This is a genomic window from Qipengyuania sp. S6317L1 (assembly GCF_023015615.1).
Classification (GTDB): Bacteria; Pseudomonadota; Alphaproteobacteria; order Sphingomonadales; family Sphingomonadaceae; genus Erythrobacter.
In genome coordinates, this window is the sequence record NZ_JALKAJ010000001.1 from 148,638 (window position 1) to 173,405 (window position 24,768).

Sequence of the window (24,768 nt, forward strand, 5' to 3'; positions counted from 1 at the left end):
GCGCGCCGGCTCATCAAAGAAAACCACCAGTAAAAAGAAGGCCAAACAGCCTATGGACGGTCCATCACCGGTTTGGAAATGGACCAAGAGGTTGGTCGGCTTTGGCGCACTGGCGGCGCTTTTGGGCGCAGTGTTCCTTGCTTTTGCCGTCGGGATTGCGGCGCGCTCTCTTCCCAGCTTTTACCAGTTGAAATCGAGCCAGACCGGACAGACCATCCGCGTGCTGTCGCGCGACGGCAGCGAGATCGTCGAGATCGGCCCGAGCTTTGGCGAATGGCTCAGCCATGAGGAAATCCCGCAAAACATGCGCAACGCCATGATCGCGGTGGAGGACAAACGCTTCCACTCGCACTTTGGCGTGGATCCGATCCGTCTGACCGGCGCGATTGTCGAAGGGGTTACTGGCGCACGATCGCGCCTTGGGGGCACCTCGACCATTACGCAGCAATTGGCGCGCAACCTCTTCCTGTCCTCCAACCGCACCTTTGACCGTAAAGCGCGCGAGGCGGTGCTGGCGATGGCGCTCGAATGGAATTTTTCCAAGGAACAAATCCTCGAGCTTTATCTGAACAAGGTTTATTTTGGCGGCGGCGCTTACGGCATCGACAGCGCAAGCCGCAAATTCTTCAGCCACCCGGGCCGCGAACTCAGCGTCGCGGAAGCCTCGATCATCGCCGGCCTGGTCAAAGCGCCAAGCCGTTATTCCCCCACCGCCGATGTGCAAGCCGCCGTTGACCGCGCCGCCGTCGTGCTGCGCCTGATGCGCGAGCAAGGCTATATCACCGCCGATCAGGCCTCGGTCGATGTCGATACGGTCGAACTCAAACAGCAGGCAGGGCAAAATTCGGTGCGGTACTTCACCGATTATGTGCTGCCGCAACTGGACCTTATCCTGCCGGAAACCAACGCGCCGTTGGAGGTGTGGACCACGCTTGATGTGGGGATGCAGCGCGCCGCGACCGCAGCGGTAGCAGCGAATTCGCCAGAGGGTGCGCAAGGCGCTTTGGTGAGCCTTGACCGCGATGGCGCGATCCTCGCGCTGGTGGGCGGCACCGATTACGTCGAAAGCAATTTCAACCGCGCAACCAACGCCATGCGCCAGCCCGGCTCATCGTGGAAGCTGTTCGTCTATCTCGCCGCGCTTGAGAAAGGCTACACCCCCGATGATCGCGTGGTCGATACCCCGGTGACAATCGACGGGTGGAGCCCGCGCAATTCCAATGGCCGCAATGTGGGCGAGACGAACCTGCGCACCGCCTTTGCCTATTCGATCAACACGGTGGCGGCGCAATTGGGTAATGAAGTGGGCTTTGGCACGGTCGCCTCGATGGCTCGGCGCTTTGGGATCAGCTCGCCTATCTCGACCTTCCCTTCGATGGTGCTTGGCTCATCCGAGGTGCGCCTGATCGAAATGACGCAGGCCTTTGCCGGAATTTCGGCGCGCGGCATGAAGGTGATGCCTTACGGCATTACCAAGGTCGTGACCGCCGATGGCGAGACGATTTACGAGCACGAGCAACCGCGCGAAAACAAGGTCGTGCCCGATTATGTCGCGGCCGGCATCACCGATCTCCTGCAAGCTGCGGTGCAAACGGGCACGGGCCGCGCAGCGCAGATCGGGCGCCCTGTTGCAGGTAAGACAGGCACCACCAGCTCTAACAAGGACGGGTGGTTCGTGGGCTTTTCGAGCGGCATAACAACCGGCGTCTGGATGGGCCGCGATGATGCAAAACGGGTGGCGGGGCTCCAAGGGGGCAGAGCGCCAGCCCGCGCGTTTGCCGCCTATATGCGGTACGCGGTGAAGGATCGTCCGGAAGAGCAATTCGACACCGAACTGAACCTTCCCGAATGGGCGCTCGAGCCTGACGAGGAGGCGATGTTCGGCGATCCGGATGATTATTACTTCATCGACGAGCAGGGCAATCTGATCGAGCCGGGCCGGCGCGATCCCGAAAGTCCGGCGTTTGACATCGATGGCGAGCAGGGTCTGGACCCTGTGGCGGAACCGCCACCCGCTGTCACCGATGACTTCCTGGACGAGGCGCTGGGCCGTCGGCCAAACGGCCCCGAAAGACAGCGCCCGCGCCAGAACCCGTCTATAAGTCAGGAGCCGCCTCGGCGCCCAAATTCCCCGCCACCGCAATCGGTGAGTGATCCCAATTTCCTCGGGGATGGGTGAAAACCTTTAGCGCAGCTGCATAAGAAAAACCCCCGGTAGCCGATTGGCCGCCGGGGGTTTTGTTTTGTCGGATTGCGTCCGTGATCAGCTGCGCATCAGCAGCTATGCGTTATCAGTTGCGCAGGCGGATCGGCAGGAAGCGTGGGGGCTGACCACGACGTTGCACACGCAGGAGGACAGCGTCGCGCCCTTCGCCTTCAGCGGTGGCAATTTGTTCGCGCAGCGCATCAACCGTGGTGACCGATTGATAGTTTGCCGAGAGGATCACATCGCCGCGGCGAAGACCCTTGCGACCCGAATCCGAGTTTGGATCAACCGCACCGACCACAAGGCCGTTTGTATCCTCTGGCACGCCCAGGCTGCGCGCGATGCGCGGGGTCATCTCAAGCACTTGCAGACCGAGCTTTTCGGCGATGGTGTCATCGGTTTGGTCCGGATCCATCGGTTCGTCCGAGTCAGGGTCGAACGTCTGCGCCTGTTGAGCGAGTTCGTCCTCGCTCGGGCGGCGGGCAAGCGTCGTGTTCAACGTCACCCGGCGACCTTCGCGGATCACAGTGACCGGAACTGTCTCGCCCGGATCAATATTGGCGACAAGGAACGAAACCGTCTGGTCAGAGGAAACCTCATTCCCGTCCACTTCCACGATGATGTCACCCGGCTCCATGCCAGCGCGCTCTGCGGGGCTGTCGTCGGTCACGATCTGGACGATTTCACCGCGATTGCGTGCAACGCCGAGAGAATCGGCGAGGTCGTCATTCATCGGCTGGAGATTGACACCAAGGTAACCCCGCTCGATCTCTTGCCCTGCTTTAAGCTGCTCGACGATGGGGGCGGCAATCTCGCTGGGGATGGCAAAGCCGATGCCGACGCTGCCGCCGGAGGGCGAGAAGATCGCATTGTTGATGCCGATCACATTACCGCGCATGTCGAACAGCGGGCCGCCTGAATTGCCGCGGTTGATCGAGGCATCGGTCTGGATAAAGCGGTCATAGGCGCCGCCTTGGCCGGTGTTACGATAAACGGCCGAAATAATGCCCGAGGTAACGGTCCCACCAAGGCCAAACGGGTTGCCGATCGCAACCACCCATTCGCCCACACGCGCTTCGGCGCTGTTACCAAAGGTCACGAAGGGGAAAGTCCGGTCCGATTTGATCTTGAGAACCGCGAGGTCAGAGGCAGCATCTGCGCCCACCAGATCGGCTTCGTATTCGGTTCCGTCGGGGAAAGTGACGGTGATCTCTTCCAGACGCGCACGGTTATCGGGGGCGACCACGTGATTGTTGGTCACGACAAAGCCGTCGGCGCTGATGATGAAGCCGGAACCGAGCGATTGCGCTTCGCGGCGTTGCGGTTGATTACCGCCCCGGCGGTTGAACAATTCGGCAAAAGGCGTGCCTGCAAACGGATTGCGATTGACCTCAACCGATTGGCGCGTCGCGATGTTCACCACGGCGGGCTGCAATTGCTGGGTAAGGTTGGCAAAGCTGGCAGGCGCACCCGCCTGGGGCACCACCCGGTCCATAACGTCTGTGTCGTTTTGCGCGACCTGCGCGCCGGCTGGAATGCCGGTCATCAGCGAGACGGCTGCACCGCCCACCAAAAGCGCGCTCGTCAGTCCATATACATACCGCACGTTGCTCACTTCCTTTGTATCCTTCCTCGGGTGACCGGCCTTCAAAAGGCCGCGATCACACAGTTACCAATCTACGCATCCCAATAGGCCCGAGGGGCACTTAACGGCGATTGAACGCATAAGACATTCGTAGTCGCTCATCAGCGGTTCGTCGGAGCACAGCCCCGCACCCCCGCTAAATGCCCCGTCCCGAAACGCATCTAGCGCCGCCCGCGGAACTGGCGCAGATACTCGTTATCAGGTGAGAGAATGATCGAGCTTTCGCCCCGTCCTGCTTCGCCCTGACGCGCGTCGCGGAATGTTTCGTCATAACTCTGCATGGCCCGGTAGAAATCGTAGAAGTTCGGGTCCTGCCCGAAGCTCTGCGCATAGATGCGCGCCGCTTCTGCGTCTGCCTCTGCGCGGATGACCCGTGCATCGCGCGAGCCCGCTGCACGTATGGTGCGCGCCTCGCGCTCACGGTCCGATTTCATGCGCTCGAACGCGGATTCGAGCGGACGGCCTGAAGGAAGATCGGTGCGCTTGATCTGAACGTCGATCACCTCGGCTCCATACTGCTGCGCCTCACGGTCAAGGTTCGCGCGAACATTGGCGAGCGCATTGCCGCGTTCAGCGGTCAGCATAGAGGCAAAGGTACGACGACCCAGTTCCTGGCGCAGCGCCGAGTTTAAAATCGGCTCAAGCGCGGCGCGAACACCCTGCTCGCTGCCTGCACGTTCGATCATCAATTTGGGATTGACGATGCGGAACCGCGCATAGGCATCCACCAGCAAGCGTTGCTGATCGTTGGAGAGCACCTCTTCCTGCGTCATTTCAAGGTCGAGCACGCGCTTGTCGATGCGCTGGATCTGCTCGATCAATGGCACACGGAAATAAAGCCCTGCGTCATAATCGCTTCCCGGACGGTTGGCGAAGCGAACTGGCTCACCAGTGCGGATTACCACAACCTGTTCTTCTTCATTGACGACATAGGCGCTCATGAAGAAGCCAATGACTAGAACGCCAATCGCGATGATCGGCATTTTGTAATTGTTCCAGAGATTTTCCATTATTGGCCTCCAGAGTTTTGCGTCTGACGCGGCGTGGCTTCAACAGTGATGCCGTTATTGGCATTGTCAGCATTGTTGGCGCGGCGGCGAATTTCGGGAAGCGGCAGGTAAGGCGTCACGCCCTCTGTCTCGATGATGGTCTTGTCCGTGGTCGAAAGCACCCGCTCCATCGTTTCGTAATAGAGACGCTGGCGCGTAACGCCCGGAGCAAGGCGATATTGCTCATAAACCTTGTCGAATGCCTCGGCCTCACCTTCGGCCTGGGCAAGCGTTTGCTGAGCGTAACCTTGCGCCTGGTTGCGCGCCCGGTCGGCATCCTGTTCAGCCACAGAGACATCGCGGAAGGCATCGTTCACCGTGCTCGGCGGGTCCGCTTTTGCAACGTTGATACCCACCACCTGAATACCGGAACGATACTCGTCCAGCGTCTCCTGCATGCGTTCGCGCACCGATAGTTCGATTTCTGCACGGCCTTGACCGGTGAAGGTGTCGTTCAATGTTTTTTCAGCGATGGTTGCGCGCATCGCGGCTTCGGCAACTTCATTGACGGTCTCGACCGGTTCGGCGAGCTCGAACTTGAAGTTTTCCAGATTGCTGATCCGCCAGCGCACGACGTAGCTCAGATCAACAAGGTTCTGGTCGCCTGTGAGAATCAGCTTTTCGGAAGAGCCATTGGGAATGCGCACTTCGCGGATCCCTTCGACGTTCTCTTTATCGACGGTTTCGATCGGGTAGGGCGCACTGAATTGCAGGCCCGGCGTCATCGTCCGGCTGTAACTGCCGAGCCTCTTTACGACCGCGTTTTCGCCCGGCTGGATCAGGTGCATCCCTGTGCCAAGGAACCACAGGACTACGCCGCCTGCGACAAGGATCGGCAGCCACGAGCCGCCGCCGGGACGCTCTGGAAAACGAAACGAGGGGCCACCGCCGCCGCCGCCTGCGCGGCGCGGGCCTTCGGGGCCTCTGTTTTTGAAGATATCCTCAATGCTGGCCGAACGACGTTTGCCATCGTCCGAACCGCCACCACCACCGGGAAGCCACGGATTGCGCGGCCCATCTCTTCCGGGGCCATCTTTCCCGGGCCCATCGGACTTGTCGCCAGAAGGCGCACCGCCTGATCCTTCGCCCGAACCACCGCCCTTGCCGCCAGTGGAATTACCCCAGGGATTTTTCTTGCCTGCCATGGCAAGGCCCCATTGTTTTCTAAAGCCGTCAAAAATCTGCATGGACCTTTTATAGGAACGCCTTTCTAGGAAAAACAGGGGTTCGCCCATACAAAATGGTGCTAGAGGCCCATTGCTATGAGCACTGATGATAAATCTGCCCCGAACATCGCCGCTGCCGAGGCATTGTTGCGCGACGCTTTGCCTGTCGAGATACAGGGCCGCATCCGTTCTGCACGCCTCAAGGATGCGCGTGCCATTATCGTTGCAGAGGCCGGCGATCTGGGGGCAAAAGCGCGCGAAGAGCTTGAGTCGCTGATCGAAACCTCTCTTGCCCCGCTTGGCGAAGTTGACGAGGTTCGCGTCGCCCTGATCGCGGATCGCAGGCGGCGCATGATCATCGCGGTTGGTTCTGGCAAAGGCGGAGTGGGCAAATCGACGCTCACCACCAATCTTGCGGTGGCCTTGGCCAAAATGGGTCGCAAAGTCGGTGTGATCGACGGCGATATATACGGGCCCAGTCAGGCGCGCCTTCTCGCCACAGAAAAAACGAAGGCAGAGGCAAGGGACGAGAAACTCGTGCCGATTGAAAGCCCTTACGGGGTCAAAATGCTTTCGATGGGCAATCTGGTGGCGCAAGGCAAAGCGCTCGCGTGGCGCGGACCAATGGCGGGCAAGGCGCTCACACAGATTGTCGATGCGCATTGGGAGGACACCGAAGTGCTCTTGATCGACCTGCCACCGGGAACAGGCGATGTGCAAATCTCGATGATGGCGGACAACAAGCCCGATGGCGCTATCCTTGTCTCCACCCCGCAGGATCTGGCGCTTCTGGATGCAGCGCGGGCCGGACAATTGTTCGAAGACGGCGATGTGCCGGTGATCGGTTTGGTCGAGAATATGTCGGGATATGCCTGTCCTGAATGCGGGGCTGTCTCCAACCCCTTTGGAGAGGGCGGGGTGGAGAAATTCGCCAAGGCTCTGGAAATCCCGTTCCTGGGCAAAGTTCCGCTGACGATGGAGACGCGGCTCGCTGGCGATGCCGGTAAACCGCCCGCTGCAACGGATGATGCGAATTCGCAGCCGTTTATAGCTATCGCCGAGGCGCTTGATCGCTGGATGAAATCCGGCAAGGTCTAATCTCCCGTTCTGGCGACGGGGCACAAACGATAGGGCGGCGATGCAAATAACACGGCGAGGGGTGATGACGGGGGCGGCCATTGGCGGCGGTCTGGTCGTGGCCTGGTGGTTTTTGCCGCGCGAATATCCCAACCCTCTAACCCCGGCACGCGGTGAACATGTGCTGGGTGCGTGGCTCAAGATTGCCGAGGATGGCGTGGTCTCGGTCGCGGTGCCCCAGTTGGAGATGGGGCAGGGGATAACGACGCTGATCCCGCAAATCGTCGCAGAGGAACTGGGTGCAGACTGGCGCCAGATCGCGGTTGAACCCGCCGCTGCTGCGCCCGCCTATCCCAACACGCCCTTGGCCAAACGGTGGATCAGCCTCTGGGACCCGGCGACTGCCGGGTTGTCCGGCGGCGTGGATGATATGCTGGCGGAACGCTTTGCGACCTCCAACGCCTTTACTGCCACCGCCGACGGCACATCGCTTGCCGCCTATGAACAGCCCGCCCGCGAAGCCGCAGCTGCTGCGCGTGCAATGCTCGCGATGGAAGCCGCCGACAGGTGGAACGCTTCATGGGAAGAGTGCGAGGTTTATGCAGGGCTCGTGCGGCTTGGCGATAGACGGGCAAGTTTCGGAGAGCTTGCTGCTGGCGCTGCCGGGCAATCGCCGCCCGACCCGCCGCCGCTTCGCCCCGAGCTTGCCGATGAGACACCGCAGGCAGGCTCAAGCGAGGCCGATGCCGGCCCTGCTGCTTCTTTTCCGCGCATTGACCTGCCTTCCAAGGTCGACGGCTCCTACCGTTTTGCAGGCGATGTGCGGCTTCCCGGCATGGTCTTTGCCGCGATCCGCCATGGTCCCAACAACGGCAGCGAACTGACCGGTTTCAATGTCGAGCGCGCTCAGGGCATTGGCGGGATCGTGGGCGCTGTCAAAACCAAGCGTTGGCTTGCGGTGGCGGCAACCACATGGTGGAGTGCGGAGCGCGCGCTCAGAGCCATGGAGCCGCAATTCAAGACGCAATATCCCGTTTCCAGCGAGGATATCGGCGCGCGGCTCGACACGCTCCTGACCGCTGGCGACAGCTTCAAGACCCACGAGACGGGCTTTGGCGAAGAGGCGATGGCACGCGTCGATATGGCGCGTCGCTATGAGGTTGATCCCTTCCACGCGGCCCCTGTCGAAACGGCGAGCGCAGCGGCGAGGCTTTCCGATGGGCGGCTGGAGCTATGGATCGCGACACAGGCGCCTGAACAAACCCGCGCGGCGGCTGCGAAAGCGGTGGGGCTGGGGATCGAGGATGTCGCGCTTTACCCGATGGCTGCTGGCGGCAGCTTCGATGCGCGGCTCGAAAACGACCACGCCATCGAAGTGGCGCATATCGCAAAAGAGCTTGGCCGCCCGGTCCACCTCACATGGTCGCGGCGTGAGGAGATGATCCGCTCACGGCCCTATGCGCCCGTCTATACTCTCGTGGGAGCGCAGCTTGCAGGCGAGGGCGAGGCCGAAGGGGGAGGTGCGATTGATGCGCTGAAAATCCGGGCTGCAACCCCGCCTTCCACCCATGAATTTGGCCGCCGCCTGTTCGGCAATCTCACCCCATGGGCCGCGATACGCGAAACCACGGGAATGAAAGACGAACTCGCGATGGAGGGGATGGTCCCGCCCTACGCCCTCCCCAGTGTGACCGTGCGCCATGTCCCGGTCGAAACCGGCTATCCCTCAGGGCGCGTGCGCGGCAATGCCTATGTCGCGGGCACTTTTGCGATTGAAAGCTTCGTCGACGAAGTGGCCGCCCAATCGGGACGCGAGCCGCTGTCCTACCGGATGTCGATGCTGGGCTCCGATGTGCGCCTCGCCGCCTGCCTTCAGCGCGCGGCCAGCCTTGCGGAATGGGACGGCGGGCTCGATCAGAGCGGGCAGGGGCTTGCCTGCCTTCGCATTGGCGACAAGGAAACCGGCGGGCGCATCGCCTGTGTCGCGACCGCGCGGCAGGGCGAAGGGGGGCTTCGCGTCTCGCGCCTTACCGCTGCGGTCGATATCGGTCGGATCATCAATCTCGACATTGCGCGGCAACAAATCGAAGGGGGGCTCTTGTTCGGACTTGGTATCGCATTGGGCAGTCCGCTTGCGGTGCGCGGCGGCCTTCCGGCAAGCTTCGAATATGCCGATCTGAACCTTCCCAAGCTTGGCGATTGCCCGGAAATCGTGGTCGATTTTCTCCCCCGAACAGACGGCACTGCCGCCGCAGGGTTTGACCCTGGCGAATTGGGAGTAGGGGTGGTCAGCCCTGCGATTGCCAATGCGCTGTTCTCTGCTACAGGCTTGCGGCTCAGGCGATTGCCCCTACTTTCCGGGGGGCTCTAGCGTGTGGGTTCGCGATGCTCTCGTCCCGAGATTGTCGCCGATATATCTGATTGGCGTTTGGACCCATAATCACTTTTGAAGCGTTATCCCGAGCGAAATGACCTGGCAAAACCAACTTCTTCCCAATGACCATCCCCCCGTATCAAGCGGGAGCGTGGGCGTATTGCTCGTCAATCTGGGAACGCCCGATGCGCCTGACCCCTCGTCTGTAAAACGCTATCTGAAGCAGTTTTTGTCAGACAAGCGCGTGATCGAAATTCCGGCCATCGCGTGGCAGCCGATTCTGCGCGGCATCATTTTGAACACGCGGCCCGCCAAGAGTGCGGAAGCTTACTCCAAGGTGTGGACCGATCGCGGCTCGCCCCTGGCTGATATTACATCGCGTCAGGCCGAGGCAATCGAAGGCCAGTTTGGCGAAAACGTCATCGTCGATTTTGCCATGCGCTATGGCAATCCGTCGATTGAGGACAAGCTCAAGGCGCTCACCGAAAAAGGCTGCGACCGGATTTTGGTTGCGCCGCTTTACCCGCAATATTCCGCCGCCACGACCGCGACCGTGTTCGATGAAGTGGCGCGCGTTCTGAAGGAAATGCGCTGGCAACCTGCGCTGCGTTTTCTGCCGCCTTATCACGATGAAGAGCTGTATCTGACCGCTCTTGCTGACGATCTGACGCGCCAGCTTGGCAGCCTCTCGTTCAAGCCAGAAACCATGCTGTTGAGCTTTCACGGAATGCCACAGCGCACGCTGGAAAAGGGCGATCCCTATCACTGCCACTGCCAGAAAACCTCGCGCCTTCTGCGTGAAAAGCTGGAAGTGCGGCCCGAATGGTCAGGCGTGAAATTTGTCACCACCTTCCAATCGCGCTTTGGCCCGGCGCAATGGCTCGAACCTGCCACCGATGACACGCTGGTTGCAGAAGGCGAAAAGGGCACCAAGCGCCTCGTCGTTGCAGCCCCCGGCTTTTCTGCCGATTGTGTCGAAACCTTGGAAGAGCTCGCGCTTGAAGGCCGCGATGAATTTCTAGAAGCGGGCGGCGAAGAATTTGCCGTTATGGATTGCCTCAATGTCTCGGGTTCGGGCGTGGAAATGCTCAAATCCATGATCGGGCGCGAACTGTCCGGTTGGGTATAATCACAATCGGGTAGCGGGTTTTCTCGCGCGCGATAAGCTTACTTCCTTTCTCGCCTCTCCCACTGTGACATGCCTATCAAGGCATGGACACTTACTAACATTTTGGTAAGTTGCATTTGAGAGACGTAAATTTCGAATTTGCAGAGAGATGAAGAGACATGGCTACCCTTGCCGATCCCAAACCCGCGACCTCCGAACAATCGCCGCCCAAGCATTGGGGCGAGGGCGTTCCTGACGAATCGGCGTTGGCGCATATTCCGGGCGAGGGTGGATATCCGCTCGTCGGGCATACGTTCACGCAATTGGCCGACCCGCATGCCTTTACCCGGCGCATGGTCGAAACCTATGGCCGCGTTTACAAGGTGAGGGCGTTTGGCGGCTGGAACGTCGCGATGATCGGGGCAGAGGCCAATGAGCTCGTCCTGTTCAACAAGGACAAGATTTTCTCAAGCGAGCAGGGCTGGGGCCCGGTTCTGGATCAGCTGTTTCCTCGCGGCCTCATGTTGCTCGATTTCGATCACCACCGCATCGACCGCCGCGCGCTTTCCATCGCGTTCAAGCCTGCGCCGATGCGCCATTATTGCGGCGCGCTCAATTCAGGCATCGCGCGCGAAGTTGCTGGCTGGGAAGGGCCAAAGACCTTCAACCCCGCGATCAAGCAACTTACGCTCGATCTTGCTGCTGACAGCTTCCTCGGCATCCCGTGGGGGCCAGAGGCGGACGCAATCAACACCGCATTTGTCGATATGGTTCAGGCAAGCGTCGCGCCGATCCGCAAGCCGTTGCCCTTCACCAAGATGAAAAAGGGTGTCGATGGCCGCAAATTCATGGTCGATTATCTCACGCGTGAGACGATCCGCCGTCGCGCCGAGGGCGGCGGGCAGGATATGTTCAGCCAGTTTGCCACCGCAACGCGCGAAGACGGCGAACTCTTGCCCGTCGACGAGGTTGTCGATCACATGAGCTTCCTGATGATGGCAGCGCACGACACCATCACCTCCTCTGCGACATCGTTCATGTATTATCTGGCGGTCAATCCTGAGTGGCAGGAGAAGCTGCGCGAAGAAATCTGGGCGGTCACGGGCGGCCCCGATGGTAACGGGAACCCGCGCCCGTTGTCCTATGAGGACCTGGGCAAGCTTGAGCTTACCGAAATGGCATTCAAGGAAACCATGCGCATGATGCCGCCGGTCCCCTCAATGCCGCGCCGCGCTCTGAAAGAGTTCGAGTTTGGCGGCTATCGCATTCCCGCAGGCCAGCATGTTGGCATCAACATCTACTGGACCCACCATTCAGAGGAATATTGGGACAATCCCTACACCTTTGACCCGATGCGTTTCACGCCTGACAAGGTAAAGGCGCGGCACAAATACGCATGGGTGCCCTTTGGTGGCGGCGCGCATATGTGTCTGGGGCTTCACTTTGCCTATATGCAGGTGAAGATCCTGCTTGCCCAATTGCTCCAACGCTACCGGATCGAAGCGCCCGAAGGCTATGCGCCCGCGTGGCAGGCGTGGCCAATTCCTCAGCCGAAAGACGGGCTGAAAATTACCTTCGCCAAACTTTAAAAATCCCAGGCGATCCCGTCTTTCTCCCAATCGCCATAGCGTGTGGGGGAAAGCTCGCGCGGTTCGTCCTTGTTGGGATCGACCGCCTTTGGCTTGGGCGCTGGATCATTGGTCCAGTGCTTGGGCTTCTTGAAGTCTTTTGCAGCTTTAGATTTTTTCTGGGTCATGGTGTCTATCAAATGCGCAAGCTGGCGCTTGGTTTCAAGGGAGGCTAAGCGAGCCGTCAATGGCTCAACCTTCCGGAATTCACGCGCGCAAGGCCGCGCTCAAAATGCTCGACGCAGTCCTTCGCCGTGGGGAGACGCTGGAACAAGCCTCGCCTGCTGCCCTTCGCGATGTAAGGAAAGCGCCCGATCAGGCACTGGCCCGCGCGATAGCGGGGGAGGCGCTGCGCTGGCTCAACGATCTTGATGCGCTGATCGATTCGGCGACAAAGAACCCGCTTCCCGACGATGCCAAACCTCGCATGGTGCTGCGCTTGATGCTCGCTCAGGCTTTGCGGCTCGAAACACCGCCCCATGCGGTGATCGCGACAGGGCTACCGCTGCTTGCAGGCGGACCAAGGCGACTTGCGCACGGAGTTTTCTCGACGCTGATGAAGCGCGAGGTGACGCTGCCCGATATGCCGACTTTGCCAGAGCGTTTTGCCGATCTCTACGCCGGAATGGCCGAGGGGCTGGTCCAGCCGCCCGAGGTTGATCTGCACATTCGCGATACTGGCGAAACGGCGCAATGGCAGGCAAAGCTCGGCGGGGTGAGCTTGGCTCAGTCCCACATCCGCGTGCCGCGCGGAACGCCGATTGAAAAGCTTGAAGGCTATGACGAGGGCGCGTGGTGGGTGCAGGATCTGGCGGCGCAATTGCCGACGCATCTGCTTGGTGCGGGCGACAATCGCCACGCTCTTGATCTGTGTGCAGCGCCCGGTGGCAAGACCATGGCATTGGCCGCCAACGGCTGGAACGTCACCGCCCTCGACTTATCCAAACGGCGTTTGGGCGTGCTCAAGGAAAACCTAAAGCGCACCGGTCTGAAAGCCTCGACCTTGCGCGCAGATGCGCTCAGTTGGGAGCCGAAGCACCAGTTCGACGCGATCCTCCTGGACGCACCGTGCACCGCCACAGGGACCTGCCGCCGCCACCCCGACGTGCTCCACCGCATCGGTCCGCGTCAGATCGCGGAAATGGTTGAGATGCAACGTGCCCTTATTGAGCGGGCCGTGGGATGGCTCAAACCCGGGGGCGCGTTCATTTACGCCGTATGCTCGCTAGAGCCTGAAGAGGGCGAGGCACAGGCCATGTGGATTGACGAGACTTTTGACCTCACTCAATCCCCCATCACCGCCGAGGAATTGCCCGCAAACCTCACCCCCACCGGCGAAGGCTGGCTGCGCACCCATCCCGGAATGTTGCGCGAAGAGGGCGGGCTCGACGGGTTTTTCGTCGGGCGGTGGGTGAAGGCTTAAGCCTTCACATATTTCTGAAAGCTCTTCCTGAGTTTCATAATCTTGGGCGGAATGACCGCAAGGCAGTACGGATTGCGCTGTCCTTCGCCGTCCCAATACTCCTGGTGGTAATCCTCTGCGACATACCATTCAGCCGTCTGCGTATCGCCTTCGAGCCCTTCGATCGTCGTCACCGCGCGGGCCCCACTTTTGGCACCATTCTCCGCATTCCAGCGCTCGATTGCAGCCTTCGCCTCTTCGCCTTGTTCAGCGTTCAGGGGGAAGATCGCGCTGCGATACTGCGTGCCAACGTCATTGCCCTGACGGTTCAATTGGGTTGGATCATGCGTGCCGAGGAAAACGTCGTAAATTTCGGCCAGGCTGATCGTGTGAGGATCAAACGTCACACGGATCCCTTCCGCATGGCCGGTTTGTCCGGTGCACACTTGCTTGTAAGTCGGGTTCGCCACCGTGCCGCCGATATAGCCGCTTTCGACCTCGGTCACTCCGATCACGTCCTTGAACACGGCTTCGGTGCACCAAAAGCACCCGCCAGCAATAATCGCCTGTTCCATATTGTCTCCGATCTTTCTTTGTCGGGATACATAAGAAGCGCGGGCCGTTTTCAAAGGGCTCACAAGGCGCGACCTTGTTATGTCGGGCCAAGGCCCTAAACAATGCCATGAGAGAGATTATTCAGAGAGGACCTAGATCCATGAAATTCACGATCCTTACACCGCTCAGCCTGCTGGCTGCGTCTGCCTCGCTTGGCGTGATGGCAGTGCCTGTTGCCGCTGACGATCATGCCGAGGCTGCGGCACCTGCACTCGAAGATGTGCTTGCCCATGAACGGCGTGACGATGACCGCGCGCGCGACCAGTATCGCAATCCGGCCGAAACGCTTGCCTTTTTCGGTGTCGAGCCGACGATGACGGTCGCCGAATTCAGCCCCGGCGGCGGTTGGTACACCCGCGTCCTTGCGCCCTATCTGGCGCCCGCAGGCACCTATATCGCGTTTCAGACCGATAGCGATGCCGGAACCTATCGCAATCGCGCACAGGAAGCGCGTGCCAAAGGCTGGACCGAGCAGTTCAAGGAAAGCACCGCCGAAATGACAGGCATGAGCGCCGATGATGTCATGGCGTTCGAGATCGACGAAATGCCCGAAGAAGCCGCCGGCACGGTTGACCGGGTGGTGATCTTCCGTTCGATGCACGGCCTTAACATTGGCAACAATGCCGACACGGTTCTGAAGGCAGCGCGCATGATGCTCAAAGACGATGGCATGGTCGGCGTGGTTCAGCACCGCGCTCCTGAAGGCGCAAGCTATGACGATTATGGCGCGCGCCAACGCGGCTATATGCGTATGGAAGACGTTGTCGCGATATTTGAAGCCAATGGCTTTGAACTGGCCGCCGAGAGCGAAATCAACGCCAACGACAAAGACCCCGCAAATTGGGAAGGCGGCGTTTGGACGCTTCCGCCCGTGCTTCGTTACGGCGACCAGGACCGCGCCAAATACGAAGCCATCGGTGAAAGCGACCGGATGACGCTCCTTTTCAAAAAGGCTGACTAGGATTAGAGGGCGGCGCATGAGCAAACTTACTCTCGCCGCCCTCCAATTGCCTCTCGCCCGCGAGGACGAGGCCGACAATATAGCGGCCGTTGCCGCACTGGTCGAAGATGCGGCGGGTAAGGGCGCAAAGCTTATCTTGCCGCCTGAGCTTTTTTCAGGCCCCTATTTTTGCCGCACCGAGGAAGAGGCGCTGTTTGCGCTTGCCCGCCCGACGGCAGACCACCCCAGCGTGATCGCGATGCAGGCGCTCGCCGCCAAGCTTCAGGTCACCATCCCGACCAGCTTTTTCGAGCGCGACGGCCACCACTATTACAACACGCTCGCGATGATCGGCCCTGATGGCGAAATCATGGGCACTTACCGCAAGAGCCACATTCCCGATGGGCCGGGTTACGAGGAAAAATTCTATTTCCGCCCCGGTAACGACGGCTTCAAGGTATGGGACGTCGCAGCCGATGATGGCGCAATAATGCGCGTGGGCGTCGGCATTTGCTGGGACCAGTGGTATCCCGAATGTGCGCGGGTGATGGCGCTGAAAGGCGCAGAAGTGCTGCTTTACCCCACGGCTATCGGCTCAGAGCCTTATGACGCCGACCTCGACACCAGCCGTATGTGGCGCCGCGCGATGGCGGGGCACGCGGTTTCCAACTGTATGCCCGTGGTCGCGGCCAATCGCATCGGCTCGGAAGGCCCGCCAGAGGCAGCGCAAAGCTTTTACGGCCACTCCTTCATAACCGACGAATGGGGCGATCTGGTGGAGGAATTTGGCGCAGGCGACGAAGGCGTTCTGATCGCCACGCTCGATCTTGCGCGCGCGGCAAGGCACCGCGCTGGCATGGGTTTCTTCCGCGACCGCCGCCCGCAGCTTTATGGCCGGATTGCGGAAGATGTTTGAGGCGGGACGGTGAGCAGTTCCTATCTGGTCGCTCTGGGCTCTAACCAGCGGCATCACCGTTTGGGCCGCCCGCGCGATGTCGTGGGCGCTGCATTGGAAGAGCTTGCCGCTCTTGGCACGGTCACCGCGCGATCGCGCATCATTACCACCGATCCCATCGGCCCTGCACAAAGGCGCTTTGCCAATGCAGCCTGCATCCTGACAAGCGACTATGACCCACCGAGCCTTTTGGCGGGTCTCAAAGTGATGGAGCGTGAATTTGGCAGGCGCTGCGGCCAGCGGTGGGGGGACCGGGTGCTCGATCTTGATATCGTGCTTTGGAGCGGCGGGGTGTTCCGCGCTCCGCATCTCACCATTCCCCACAAGGAGTTTCGCGCTCGCCCCTTTGTGCTTGGCCCGGCATCGCAGATTGCGGCCGATTGGCGCGACCCGGTCTGTGGTTTGAGCATCGCCCAACACTTTGCCCGCCTGCAAAAAGCGCAGCGCAAGACGACTTGCAAAGATTGATGCAAATGCCCGCTTGACCCGGGCGGCCTGCATCCCTAGTGGAGCGCCTTCCGAAGCGCATCGCAGGGCTTGCCCTGAGCGAATCAGCGCTGACCTCTTCGGGGGCCCTTAGCTCAGTCGGTAGAGCAACTGACTTTTAATCAGTAGGTCGCTGGTTCGAACCCAGCAGGGCTCACCACCTTTTCCCTTGTTTGCGCATTGCGTTGTGAAACGCCGCAAGGCTGCGCTATGTTGGTGGCTGATTTTCCCAAGTTGAGGATTACAGCACTAATGCAACGCCATGCTCCCACCCGTTCGCTTCTTTGTGCCGCGCTGGTTCTGGCCGTCGCGGGCTGCTCTGCTGAAACGGTGGAGCCTGCCGAGACGGATGAGCCTGTCGCTGCCCAATCTCCCGCCTCGCGCGATATTAGCGTGAGCGAGGCGAAGACGCTTCTCGAGAGCAATGATGCGCCCCAAGTTATCGACGTGCGCACGCCGGAAGAATTTGCCGCGGGCCATATTGAGGGCGCGACCAACATCAATTTTCTGTCAGACGATTTTGAAGCCGAAATCGCCAAGCTCGATAAAAGCGAGCCCTATCTCCTGCACTGCAAATCGGGCAATCGCAGTGCAAAGGCTTTGGCCGAAATGGAGCGGCAAGGCTTTGAGAATATTGCTCATATGACCGATGGCTACGACGGCTGGACCGCAATGAGCGCGGGCGAGTAATTCGCAAGGTTCCGGGGCGTGGAAGCGGTGCGCGAAGACCCCGACTGGCGAAAGCTGCTCGCGGTCGCAACAGGGGTAACAGCGCTTCTTATAAGCGTATGGCTGACCGCCGGTGCAAAGCTTACAGGAGCGAGCGCAATCGGCCTTCTTGCAGGTTTTGCGCTTTATCATGCCGCTTTTGGTTTTACCGCCCATTGGCGCGCGTTTCTGGCCGAGGGTTTGGGCCATGGCCTTCGGATGCAGCTGGTGCTGATCGGGCTTGTTGCGCTCGTCGCTTTCCCGCTGATCGGCCATGGGGAGGCCCTTGGCCTGTCGGTGCGCGGTTCGGTCGCGCCATTGAGTGTCGGGGTCGTCGTCGGCGCTTTCATGTTCGGCTTCGGAATGATGTTTGCCGGCGGCTGCGGCTCTGGCACGCTCTTCACCTTTGGCGGCGGCAGCACGCGGATGGTTTTCACCCTGAGCGCGTTTGTCGCAGGTTCGATCTTTGCAACGCTTCATGTGCCATGGTGGCGAAGCCTTCCCGCAGTACGCAGCTTCGGCCTCGTGCAGGAGTTTGGCGCGGTTGCGGGGCTGCTCGTGCTTGCCGCCCTGATCGGCGCGATTTGGATATACTCACGCAGGCGCGAAATTCGCCTTCATGGCAAGCTGCAAGCCGGGCGCGAGACAGGTTCGATCCTGCTAGGCCCATGGTCCTTGTGGCTGGGCGCGGGCGCGATCGCACTGGTCAGTGTCGCGACGCTGGTCCTGCTGGGAAGGCCCTGGGGGATCACCTCTGCCTTTACGCTTTGGGGCGCGAAGATTGCGAGCCTTGGCGGAGTGGATGTCGCAAGTTGGCCATATTGGCAAAGACGGCAAGGCTGGCTTTCGCGGAGCGTCCTTACCGATGCGACATCGGTGATGAATTTCGGGATTATCGGCGGGGCCATGCTGGCGGCAAGCTTTGCGGGCCGGTTCAAGCCGCAATTGCGCCTGTCACCCGGAGACATGGGCACGGCAATCCTCGGCGGTCTTTGCATGGGCTACGGGGCAAGGATCGCCTATGGTTGCAACATCGGCGCATATCTCGGTGGCTCTGTCTCGGGAAGCGCGCACGGTCTTCTCTGGATGGTCGCAGCGCTTATCGGTAGCGCAGCCGCGCTTAAATTGCGCACAGGCAAGGGCTTCGTCGTCTAGCGCGCCCTCTTGCGCGATCCGGCGCAAGCTGCCACCTGCTGATGCCAACACGAATTTCAACCGGGCAGATAAGGGGCAGGCCACGGCGCGACAATCGCCAGGGGCTCTCCCCACGTGAGGGATCTTTTGAGCGCAACCGCAAGCTCGATGCTGATGAGCGTCTTTGGCATCATTGCTATTCTTACAATCGCTTTTCTATTGTCCTCGGGCAAACGCCGCATCAATTTGCGCGTTGTCGGGGCCGCCTTCGCGCTTCAGGCATTGATGGCGCTACTCGTGCTGCGCACCGATTTCGGCGTGGTGGCGATCCAGTTCCTGTCGAACGGCGTGATTGCTCTGCTTGGCTATTCGGTCAGCGGGATTGAAACCCTGTTCGGGCCGATGGGCGACAATCCGTTTGCCAACACCTTCCTTATCGCGGCGCTTCCGGTGATCGTGTTCTTCGCGGCGCTCGTATCAATCCTCTATTACCTTGGCGTGATGCAGCGGCTGGTGCGCTGGCTTGGCGGGGCGATCGGCTGGGTCACGGGGATCAGCAAGGTCGAGGCTTTGGGAAGCGCCGCTAACATATTTGTCGGCCAATCCGAAAGTCCGCTTGTGGTGCGCCCCTATCTCGCAGCGCTTCCGCCCTCGCGCCTGTTCACGCTGATGTGCGTTGGCATGGCGGGCGTTGCAGGGACCATCCTTGCCGCCTACGCGTCCTTCCTTGGGGATGAAGCGGTGCCATACCTGCTCGCAGCCGCCTTTATGTCGGCGCCCGGCGGCATCCTGATGGCGAAGATCATCATGCCCGACGACCCCGAAGAAGCGGCCGAACACGACAAGCTGATGGAGACCGTCACCGTCTCTGAAACCTTCGAAGAGGGCGAGGCCCCTGCCAATATCATCGAGGCGGCCGCGCAAGGGACAACCACCGGTGTGAAACTGGCCGTGGCCGTTGGCGCGATGGTCATGGTGTTTGTTGCTCTGGTGGCGCTTGCCAATGGTATTCTGGGCGGGATTGGCGGATGGTTCGGCTTTCCCGATGTGACCTTCCAGCAATTGCTCGGCTATGTCTTTGCGCCGGTCATGTTCCTCATCGGTATTTCCGATTGGGAGCAGGCGCAGATCGCAGGCGGACTGTTCGGTACCAAGATCGTGTTGAACGAATTTGTCGCCTTCATCGAGCTTGGCGCGGTCGAGGGATTGACCGAGCGCAGCCGTTCGATCGTCACCTTTGCGCTTTGCGGCTTTGCCAATTTCTCATCCATCGCGATCCAGATGGCGGTGACGGGCGGCCTTGCCCCGAACCAACGTCCTGTAATTGCAAAGCTGGGCTTGAAAGCGCTTGCCGCGGGCAGCCTTGCAAACCTGATGAGCGCCGCGCTCGCAAGCCTGTTTTTGCCCTTTTGACGGGCGAACCCTCTGGCACAAGCGCGCGAGCCACATTAAGTGGGCGTCATGACCGATACAGATACACGCGCCGACATTGCTTCCGTTTCCCTTGCAAAGCCTCTGGCTGGCATCGCTGACGAGCTTGGCCGCAGCTTTGCCGAATACGGTTTTGCAGTGGTGCGCGACCACGGCATTCCCCAAGGCCTGATCGACAAGGCGGAAGAGGTTTCAAAGGCATTCTTTGCGCTGCCTGACGACGTCAAGAAAGCGTACAAGATCGAAGGCGGCGGCGGTGCGCGCGGTTATACGCCGTTCGGCACGGAAAAGGCCAAGGATGCCGATATCTTCGATCTCAAGGAATTCTGGCACGTCGGCCGCGAGCTTCCGCAAGATCACGCGCTTGCCGAATACATGGCGCCCAATGTCTGGCCATCGGAAATTGCTGAGTTCGAGGCGACCTTCAGCGAGCTTTATGCCGCGTTTGAAAAAACGGGCCTGCGCGTGCTCGAAGCGATTGCGCTGCACCTGGGGCTTGAGCGGGATTTCTTTGCCCGGACGGTTGAGGACGGAAACTCGGTGATGCGCCTTTTGCATTATCCGCCGCTCGGTCCGGACGCTCCCGAAGGCGCGATCCGTGCGGCCGCGCACGGTGATATCAACACCATCACCCTTTTGCTCGGCGCGGAGGAAGCAGGGCTGGAGCTGCTCACCAGGTCGGGCGAATGGCACCCTGTCTATGCCGAAGAAGGCTCGCTCGTCATCAATGTGGGCGACATGCTTGAACGCCTGACCGCAGGGACACTGGTTTCGACCACGCACCGCGTTGTGAACCCGAAAGGGGCAGGCGCGCAAAGGTCGCGTTATTCGATGCCGTTCTTCCTGCATTTCCGGCCCGATTACGTGATCGAGCCGCTGGAGACTTGCGCGCAAAAGGATGGCGCGAAAGTAGAGCCTGCGATCAGCAGCCATGACTTTCTCCTGCAGCGTCTGCGCGAAATCAATCTGGCGTAACTTTCCGGCCCGACAGGCGCGCGTTTGAGCGCCTGATTCGTTCATTTTGCGTGCATTTTGCGCGGTGCAAAATCAAAAAACAAAATCCTTGGCCTAGTGGCATCGGTGCAACACAGCCCGAAACTGCGCGGATTTCTGCGGTTTTCGGGCTGTTTTATGCTGCGCTGCGGCAAGTTTATCCCGACGCCCAAAGCCTACCGTCATAGACCTGTCATAAAAACGTCCCCATTGCGCCACGCAGTGGCCCCATAGGCCGCCTCCAGTATCCGTTCCCAGGAAGTGATAAGGGGCATCCTCTCATGAAGTTAAAGTATCTTTTGGCAGCCAGCGTCGTAAGCCTTAGCGCTGCTGCAACCATTGCAGCGCCAGCACACGCGCAGCAAATTACCTCCGGTGTCGAAGGCACCGTCACCGACGAAGCGGGCAATCCTGTTGCCGCTGCTACCGTCACTGTTACCGACACCCGCACCAATCAGGCGAGCACGCTTTCGACCGGTTCGCAAGGTAACTTCCGCGTTCAGTCGCTTCAGCCAGGCGGCCCATACACCGTCACCGTGACCGCTCCCGGTTTCGAAGGTCAGACGGTTGAAGGCGTTCAGCTCAGCATTTCGGGCAACACCGGCTTTGACTTTGCCCTGAGCTCGGAAAACGCCGGCAACACCATCGTGGTGACGGGCGCACGCGCTCAGGTGACCCAGGTTGCTGTTGGTCCAGGCGCTGCATTCGACACGCAAACGCTCGAAGCTTTCCCTTCGATCACCCGCGACATTCGCGACATCATCCGCATCGACCCGCGCGTCAGCCTCGAGCAGAACAACGACGTTGATCGTATCTCCTGCCTTGGCGGTAACGACCGCACCAACACCTTCACCGTTGACGGCATCGTTCAATCGGACACCTTCGGTCTGAACGGTACGCCTTTCGCAGCGCGTAACTCGCTTCCGCTTCCGTTCGACGTTGTCGACCAGCTGTCGGTTGAATTCGCGCCGTTCGACGTTGAATATTCAGAGTTCACCGGCTGTCTCATCAACGTTGTGACCAAAGCAGGTTCCAACGAATTCAGCGGCTCTGCCTTTTACACCTACTTCGATGGCGGCCTGTTCGCAGATAACATCGATGGCCGTCCGCTCACCGCGAACGAAGAAAAGCGCTACGGCGCGACGCTTTCCGGCCCGATCATCCCTGATCGCCTGTTCTTCTCGGTCGGTTACGAAGAAGCTGACCTTACCGGCGGCAACAACTTTGGTCCAAACGGCGGCGGCTTCACCAACGAAGCCAACTTCGTAACCCAAGAGCAGTTCGACGAGTTCGCTCGCATTGCCCGCGATGTGTACGGCCAGGACATCGGCGGTTACCCAACCGCTCTGCCAGAAGGCAACAAGCGTTACTTTGCCCGTCTCGACGCGATCATCAACGATGATCACCGTCTCGAAGCAACGTATCAGCGTCTTGAAGAAACCAACATCGAAAGCGACTTTGGCGGCCAGAACATCACCGGCTTCAACTCGTTCGAAGATGAAGGCACGACTTCCGACTACTATTCGGTTCGTCTCTATTCTGACTGGACCGACGCGATCTCGACCGAGCTTCGTGTGAGCCGTTCGGAAGTGGGCGACGTTCAAGGTCCAGTGGGCTTTGGCGAAGCACAGGCCGAAAACCCCACCCCGCGTCTGGTTGTTGGCGTTCTTCCGGTTGATGGTCGCACCACTCAATCCGGTATCCTCAGCACCGGCCCTGGCATCTTCCGTTCGGCTAACCAGCTCGATCAGACGATCACCCAGGCCCGTTTCCAGATGAACATCGATGCTGGCGACGGTCACTTCTTCAAGCTGGGTGCAGAGGTCAACGATCTGGAAGTGTTCAACCTGTTCGCGATCAACGCAACCGGTTCGCTTTACTTCCAGAACTTCGCTGACTTCGAAGAAGGTCTGCTGTCACCTGGCACAGAGCTGTTCCCGAACGCAGACGAAGTTGCCGATGGCTCCGCGCTTGGCGGTGACATCAACGCAGGTGTAGGCGGCGACATCAACAACGCAGCTGCAACCTTCAGCCGCCGCATCTACTCGTTCTACGCTCAGGACGACTGGCAAGCGACCGATCAGCTTTCGATCAATGCTGGTCTGCGTGTCCAGATCTATGACGGTGACACACCCCGCTACAACCAGAACTTCTTCGATCGTTATGGCTTTGCCAACACGACATCGTTCAGCTCGATTGATCCGGTTCTGCTCCCACGTCTGTCGGCGACCTATGAATTCTTCAACGATGGGTTCTTCTCTGACAGCCGTATCACCGGCGGTGTCGGCATCTTCTCGGGCGGCGACCCGGTTGTGTATTACTCGAACGCGTTCTCGAACAACGGCTTCTCTAGCGCGCTTGGCACAACCCGTTTCGACTGTGGTGCGGGCGACATTCCGGTCGATGGCGCAACAGGTCAATTCGACGTTGTCGGCGACAATGGCTTCATTGGCTTCCCGCAATGTGCGATTGACGGCGGTGCAGCCGACGCTGAAGCAGGTCTTGCTGACGTTCAGTCAACCGACCCCGACTTCGACGTTCCGACTGTGGCGCGTGCAAGCGTCGCGTTCCAGACCACTTTCGGGGCCGAAACCGGCTTCTTCAGCAACTGGAACCTGCAACTCGACTACATCTACTCGCAGTTCAACAACTCGCTGAACTTCGTCGATCTGTCGCAGACACCTGATGTTCGTAATGGCCTCAATGGTTTCACCGCGGACGGTCGTCCAATTCTCGCTGCTATCGATGCGACGGCTGCGGGTTGTAATGCAGTGCTGCAGGGCACTGGCGGAACGCCTCCGGTATACACCGGTGTGACGCCAGAGTGCTTCAACACTGGCCGTGATGACAACATCCAGCTGACCAATGGTCGTGATGGCGATTCGCACTCGGTCTCTGCTGTAATCAGCAAGCAGTTCGATGGCGGTGTCTTCACCCAGAATGGCTCGACCCGCCTTCAGTTCGGCTATGCCTTCACCGATTCAAACAACGCACGTAACAACCAGTCTTCGACGGCTACCTCGTCGTTCGACGTTACTGCGGCGTTTGATCGTCAGGATCCGGCCGTATCGACCGCAACCACGGAAACGCGTCACAACTTCACCGTTGCCGCCAACTTCCGCGAAGAGTTCTTCGAGGGTTACGACACAAGCTTCGGTATCTTCTTCCGTGCTCGTGAAGGCCGTCCATACAGCCTGACCTTCGATGGCGGCGGCGTCTTCGCCGACAGCTCGTCGGGTAGCGACAACGCGCTGCTCTACGTGCCAACCGGCATCGACGATCCAAACCTGACCGACTTCTCCGGCCAAGGCTTCACTGAAACGCAAGTTGCTGCTCTTCAGGCCGCTCAGGCAGAAGCTATTCAGGACACAATCGACTATGTCGCTGCATCGGGTTGTGACTTTGAACCGGGTCAAACGATCGGTCGTAACACCTGCCGCAATGACTGGCACTATGACATGGACCTGCGCGTCAGCCAGGAACTGCCGTTCATCGGCAGCCTGACCGGCATCAAGCAAGACCGCATCGAAGTGTTCGCTGACATTGCAAACTTCCTCAACCTGCTCGACAGCGGTGCGAACATCCTTCGTTCGCGCGGCGGCTTCAACGGCCTCGTCTCGGTTGCGGATGCCGGCATCAGCATCGCTGATCCGGACTTTGTTGACGATCCCAACGATCCAAACGATCGCCCTGACACCCTGCGCCCTGACGCAGTTGACAGCCAAGGCCGTTACGCGATCGGTGGTTTTGCTCCGGACGATCAGAACTTCATCGCCATCAACCCATCGGCATGGCGTATCCAGCTCGGCGTTCGTTACGAATTCTAATTCGTAACCCTCGCACCAAGCGAA

Annotated in this window: 19 protein-coding genes and 1 tRNA gene; 15 read left to right on the forward strand and 5 right to left on the reverse strand. The window is 59.9% G+C overall.

From position 1 onward, the window contains the following. Positions 1 to 52: 52 nt before the first annotated feature. A complete protein-coding gene (locus MWU38_RS00815; RefSeq protein WP_247270033.1) occupies positions 53 to 2,179 on the forward strand; it encodes a PBP1A family penicillin-binding protein in 2,127 nt (708 codons plus the stop codon). A gap of 112 nt (positions 2,180 to 2,291) precedes the next feature. On the opposite strand, the gene MWU38_RS00820 is transcribed toward MWU38_RS00815, so the two are convergent. The 3 genes from MWU38_RS00820 to MWU38_RS00830 all read right to left on the reverse strand — a co-directional run bounded on the left by MWU38_RS00820 (position 2,292) and on the right by MWU38_RS00830 (position 6,045). Next, a complete protein-coding gene (locus tag MWU38_RS00820) occupies positions 2,292 to 3,821 on the reverse strand; it encodes a Do family serine endopeptidase (RefSeq protein ID WP_247269935.1) in 1,530 nt (509 codons plus the stop codon). Positions 3,822 to 4,012: 191 nt separating this feature from the next. Further along, positions 4,013 to 4,861: a protease modulator HflC gene (locus tag MWU38_RS00825; protein ID WP_247269936.1), complete on the reverse strand. Its 849-nt coding sequence runs from the start codon at positions 4,859 to 4,861 to the stop codon at positions 4,013 to 4,015. Next, positions 4,861 to 6,045: a protease modulator HflK gene (locus MWU38_RS00830; protein ID WP_247269937.1), complete on the reverse strand. Its 1,185-nt coding sequence runs from the start codon at positions 6,043 to 6,045 to the stop codon at positions 4,861 to 4,863. Before MWU38_RS00830 ends, MWU38_RS00825 begins: the two co-directional genes overlap by 1 nt. 117 nt (positions 6,046 to 6,162) lie before the next feature. Here MWU38_RS00830 and MWU38_RS00835 point away from each other — a divergent pair, with 117 nt between their 5' ends. The 4 genes from MWU38_RS00835 to MWU38_RS00850 all read left to right on the forward strand — a co-directional run bounded on the left by MWU38_RS00835 (position 6,163) and on the right by MWU38_RS00850 (position 12,214). After that, the gene (locus tag MWU38_RS00835; RefSeq protein WP_247269938.1) at positions 6,163 to 7,164 is read left to right on the forward strand and encodes an Mrp/NBP35 family ATP-binding protein; all 1,002 of its coding nucleotides are present in this window, start codon (positions 6,163 to 6,165) and stop codon (positions 7,162 to 7,164) included. Between the two features lie 64 nt (positions 7,165 to 7,228). Beyond that, positions 7,229 to 9,514, forward strand: a complete 2,286-nt coding sequence (locus MWU38_RS00840) for a molybdopterin cofactor-binding domain-containing protein (protein WP_348646852.1) — start codon at positions 7,229 to 7,231, stop codon at positions 9,512 to 9,514. A gap of 97 nt (positions 9,515 to 9,611) precedes the next feature. Next, the gene (gene hemH / locus MWU38_RS00845) at positions 9,612 to 10,646 is read left to right on the forward strand and encodes a ferrochelatase (RefSeq protein ID WP_247269940.1); all 1,035 of its coding nucleotides are present in this window, start codon (positions 9,612 to 9,614) and stop codon (positions 10,644 to 10,646) included. A gap of 158 nt (positions 10,647 to 10,804) precedes the next feature. Beyond that, positions 10,805 to 12,214, forward strand: coding sequence for a cytochrome P450 (locus MWU38_RS00850; RefSeq protein WP_247269941.1), 1,410 nt, complete (start codon positions 10,805 to 10,807; stop codon positions 12,212 to 12,214). Here the strand turns inward: MWU38_RS00850 and MWU38_RS00855 are convergent. Beyond that, positions 12,211 to 12,381 (reverse strand): DUF1674 domain-containing protein, encoded by a 171-nt coding sequence (locus MWU38_RS00855; protein WP_247269942.1) that lies wholly within the window; start codon positions 12,379 to 12,381, stop codon positions 12,211 to 12,213. The genes MWU38_RS00850 and MWU38_RS00855 overlap by 4 nt on opposite strands. A gap of 59 nt (positions 12,382 to 12,440) precedes the next feature. Here MWU38_RS00855 and MWU38_RS00860 point away from each other — a divergent pair, with 59 nt between their 5' ends. Next, positions 12,441 to 13,676 (forward strand): RsmB/NOP family class I SAM-dependent RNA methyltransferase, encoded by a 1,236-nt coding sequence (locus tag MWU38_RS00860; RefSeq protein WP_247269943.1) that lies wholly within the window; start codon positions 12,441 to 12,443, stop codon positions 13,674 to 13,676. On the opposite strand, the gene msrA is transcribed toward MWU38_RS00860, so the two are convergent. After that, entirely contained in the window at positions 13,673 to 14,230 is a 558-nt protein-coding gene (gene msrA / locus MWU38_RS00865) for a peptide-methionine (S)-S-oxide reductase MsrA (RefSeq protein WP_247269944.1), read from the reverse strand. The two genes, MWU38_RS00860 and msrA, sit on opposite strands and share 4 nt — an antisense overlap. A gap of 140 nt (positions 14,231 to 14,370) precedes the next feature. On the opposite strand from msrA, the gene MWU38_RS00870 reads away from it, so the two are divergent. The 9 genes from MWU38_RS00870 to MWU38_RS00910 all read left to right on the forward strand — a co-directional run bounded on the left by MWU38_RS00870 (position 14,371) and on the right by MWU38_RS00910 (position 24,744). Continuing rightward, complete coding sequence (locus MWU38_RS00870) at positions 14,371 to 15,231, forward strand: hypothetical protein (protein WP_247269945.1); 861 nt, start codon at positions 14,371 to 14,373, stop codon at positions 15,229 to 15,231. Between the two features lie 16 nt (positions 15,232 to 15,247). Further along, the gene (aguB, locus tag MWU38_RS00875) at positions 15,248 to 16,126 is read left to right on the forward strand and encodes an N-carbamoylputrescine amidase (protein WP_247269946.1); all 879 of its coding nucleotides are present in this window, start codon (positions 15,248 to 15,250) and stop codon (positions 16,124 to 16,126) included. 9 nt (positions 16,127 to 16,135) lie between these two features. Then, entirely contained in the window at positions 16,136 to 16,633 is a 498-nt protein-coding gene (gene folK / locus MWU38_RS00880) for a 2-amino-4-hydroxy-6-hydroxymethyldihydropteridine diphosphokinase (RefSeq protein WP_247269947.1), read from the forward strand. Positions 16,634 to 16,735: 102 nt separating this feature from the next. Continuing rightward, positions 16,736 to 16,811, forward strand: a tRNA-Lys gene (locus MWU38_RS00885). Between the two features lie 92 nt (positions 16,812 to 16,903). After that, positions 16,904 to 17,341 carry a rhodanese-like domain-containing protein gene (locus tag MWU38_RS00890; protein ID WP_247269948.1) on the forward strand — a complete coding sequence of 146 codons (438 nt, stop codon included), beginning with the start codon at positions 16,904 to 16,906 and terminating at the stop codon, positions 17,339 to 17,341. Positions 17,342 to 17,359: 18 nt separating this feature from the next. Beyond that, complete coding sequence (locus MWU38_RS00895; protein WP_247269949.1) at positions 17,360 to 18,514, forward strand: YeeE/YedE family protein; 1,155 nt, start codon at positions 17,360 to 17,362, stop codon at positions 18,512 to 18,514. Positions 18,515 to 18,661: 147 nt separating this feature from the next. Then, positions 18,662 to 19,906, forward strand: a complete 1,245-nt coding sequence (locus MWU38_RS00900; protein ID WP_247270034.1) for a nucleoside transporter C-terminal domain-containing protein — start codon at positions 18,662 to 18,664, stop codon at positions 19,904 to 19,906. 48 nt (positions 19,907 to 19,954) lie between these two features. Continuing rightward, complete coding sequence (locus MWU38_RS00905; protein WP_247269950.1) at positions 19,955 to 20,899, forward strand: 2-oxoglutarate and iron-dependent oxygenase domain-containing protein; 945 nt, start codon at positions 19,955 to 19,957, stop codon at positions 20,897 to 20,899. 299 nt (positions 20,900 to 21,198) lie between these two features. Continuing rightward, positions 21,199 to 24,744: a TonB-dependent receptor gene (locus MWU38_RS00910; protein WP_247269951.1), complete on the forward strand. Its 3,546-nt coding sequence runs from the start codon at positions 21,199 to 21,201 to the stop codon at positions 24,742 to 24,744. Positions 24,745 to 24,768: the final 24 nt, after the last annotated feature.

Coding starts and splice junctions, on each gene's coding strand:
- MWU38_RS00835 (WP_247269938.1), top strand. CDS start 6,163: ATGAGCACTGATGATAAATCTGCCCCGAACATCGCCGCTGCCGAGGCA.
- MWU38_RS00890 (WP_247269948.1), top strand. CDS start 16,904: ATGCAACGCCATGCTCCCACCCGTTCGCTTCTTTGTGCCGCGCTGGTT.
- MWU38_RS00830 (WP_247269937.1), bottom strand. CDS start 6,045: ATGGCAGGCAAGAAAAATCCCTGGGGTAATTCCACTGGCGGCAAGGGC.
- MWU38_RS00855 (WP_247269942.1), bottom strand. CDS start 12,381: ATGACCCAGAAAAAATCTAAAGCTGCAAAAGACTTCAAGAAGCCCAAG.
- MWU38_RS00825 (WP_247269936.1), bottom strand. CDS start 4,861: ATGGAAAATCTCTGGAACAATTACAAAATGCCGATCATCGCGATTGGC.
- MWU38_RS00840 (WP_348646852.1), top strand. CDS start 7,229: ATGACGGGGGCGGCCATTGGCGGCGGTCTGGTCGTGGCCTGGTGGTTT.
- MWU38_RS00850 (WP_247269941.1), top strand. CDS start 10,805: ATGGCTACCCTTGCCGATCCCAAACCCGCGACCTCCGAACAATCGCCG.
- MWU38_RS00815 (WP_247270033.1), top strand. CDS start 53: ATGGACGGTCCATCACCGGTTTGGAAATGGACCAAGAGGTTGGTCGGC.
- MWU38_RS00910 (WP_247269951.1), top strand. CDS start 21,199: ATGAAGTTAAAGTATCTTTTGGCAGCCAGCGTCGTAAGCCTTAGCGCT.
- hemH (WP_247269940.1), top strand. CDS start 9,612: ATGACCTGGCAAAACCAACTTCTTCCCAATGACCATCCCCCCGTATCA.
- MWU38_RS00900 (WP_247270034.1), top strand. CDS start 18,662: ATGCTGATGAGCGTCTTTGGCATCATTGCTATTCTTACAATCGCTTTT.
- aguB (WP_247269946.1), top strand. CDS start 15,248: ATGAGCAAACTTACTCTCGCCGCCCTCCAATTGCCTCTCGCCCGCGAG.
- msrA (WP_247269944.1), bottom strand. CDS start 14,230: ATGGAACAGGCGATTATTGCTGGCGGGTGCTTTTGGTGCACCGAAGCC.
- MWU38_RS00870 (WP_247269945.1), top strand. CDS start 14,371: ATGAAATTCACGATCCTTACACCGCTCAGCCTGCTGGCTGCGTCTGCC.
- MWU38_RS00860 (WP_247269943.1), top strand. CDS start 12,441: ATGGCTCAACCTTCCGGAATTCACGCGCGCAAGGCCGCGCTCAAAATG.
- MWU38_RS00905 (WP_247269950.1), top strand. CDS start 19,955: ATGACCGATACAGATACACGCGCCGACATTGCTTCCGTTTCCCTTGCA.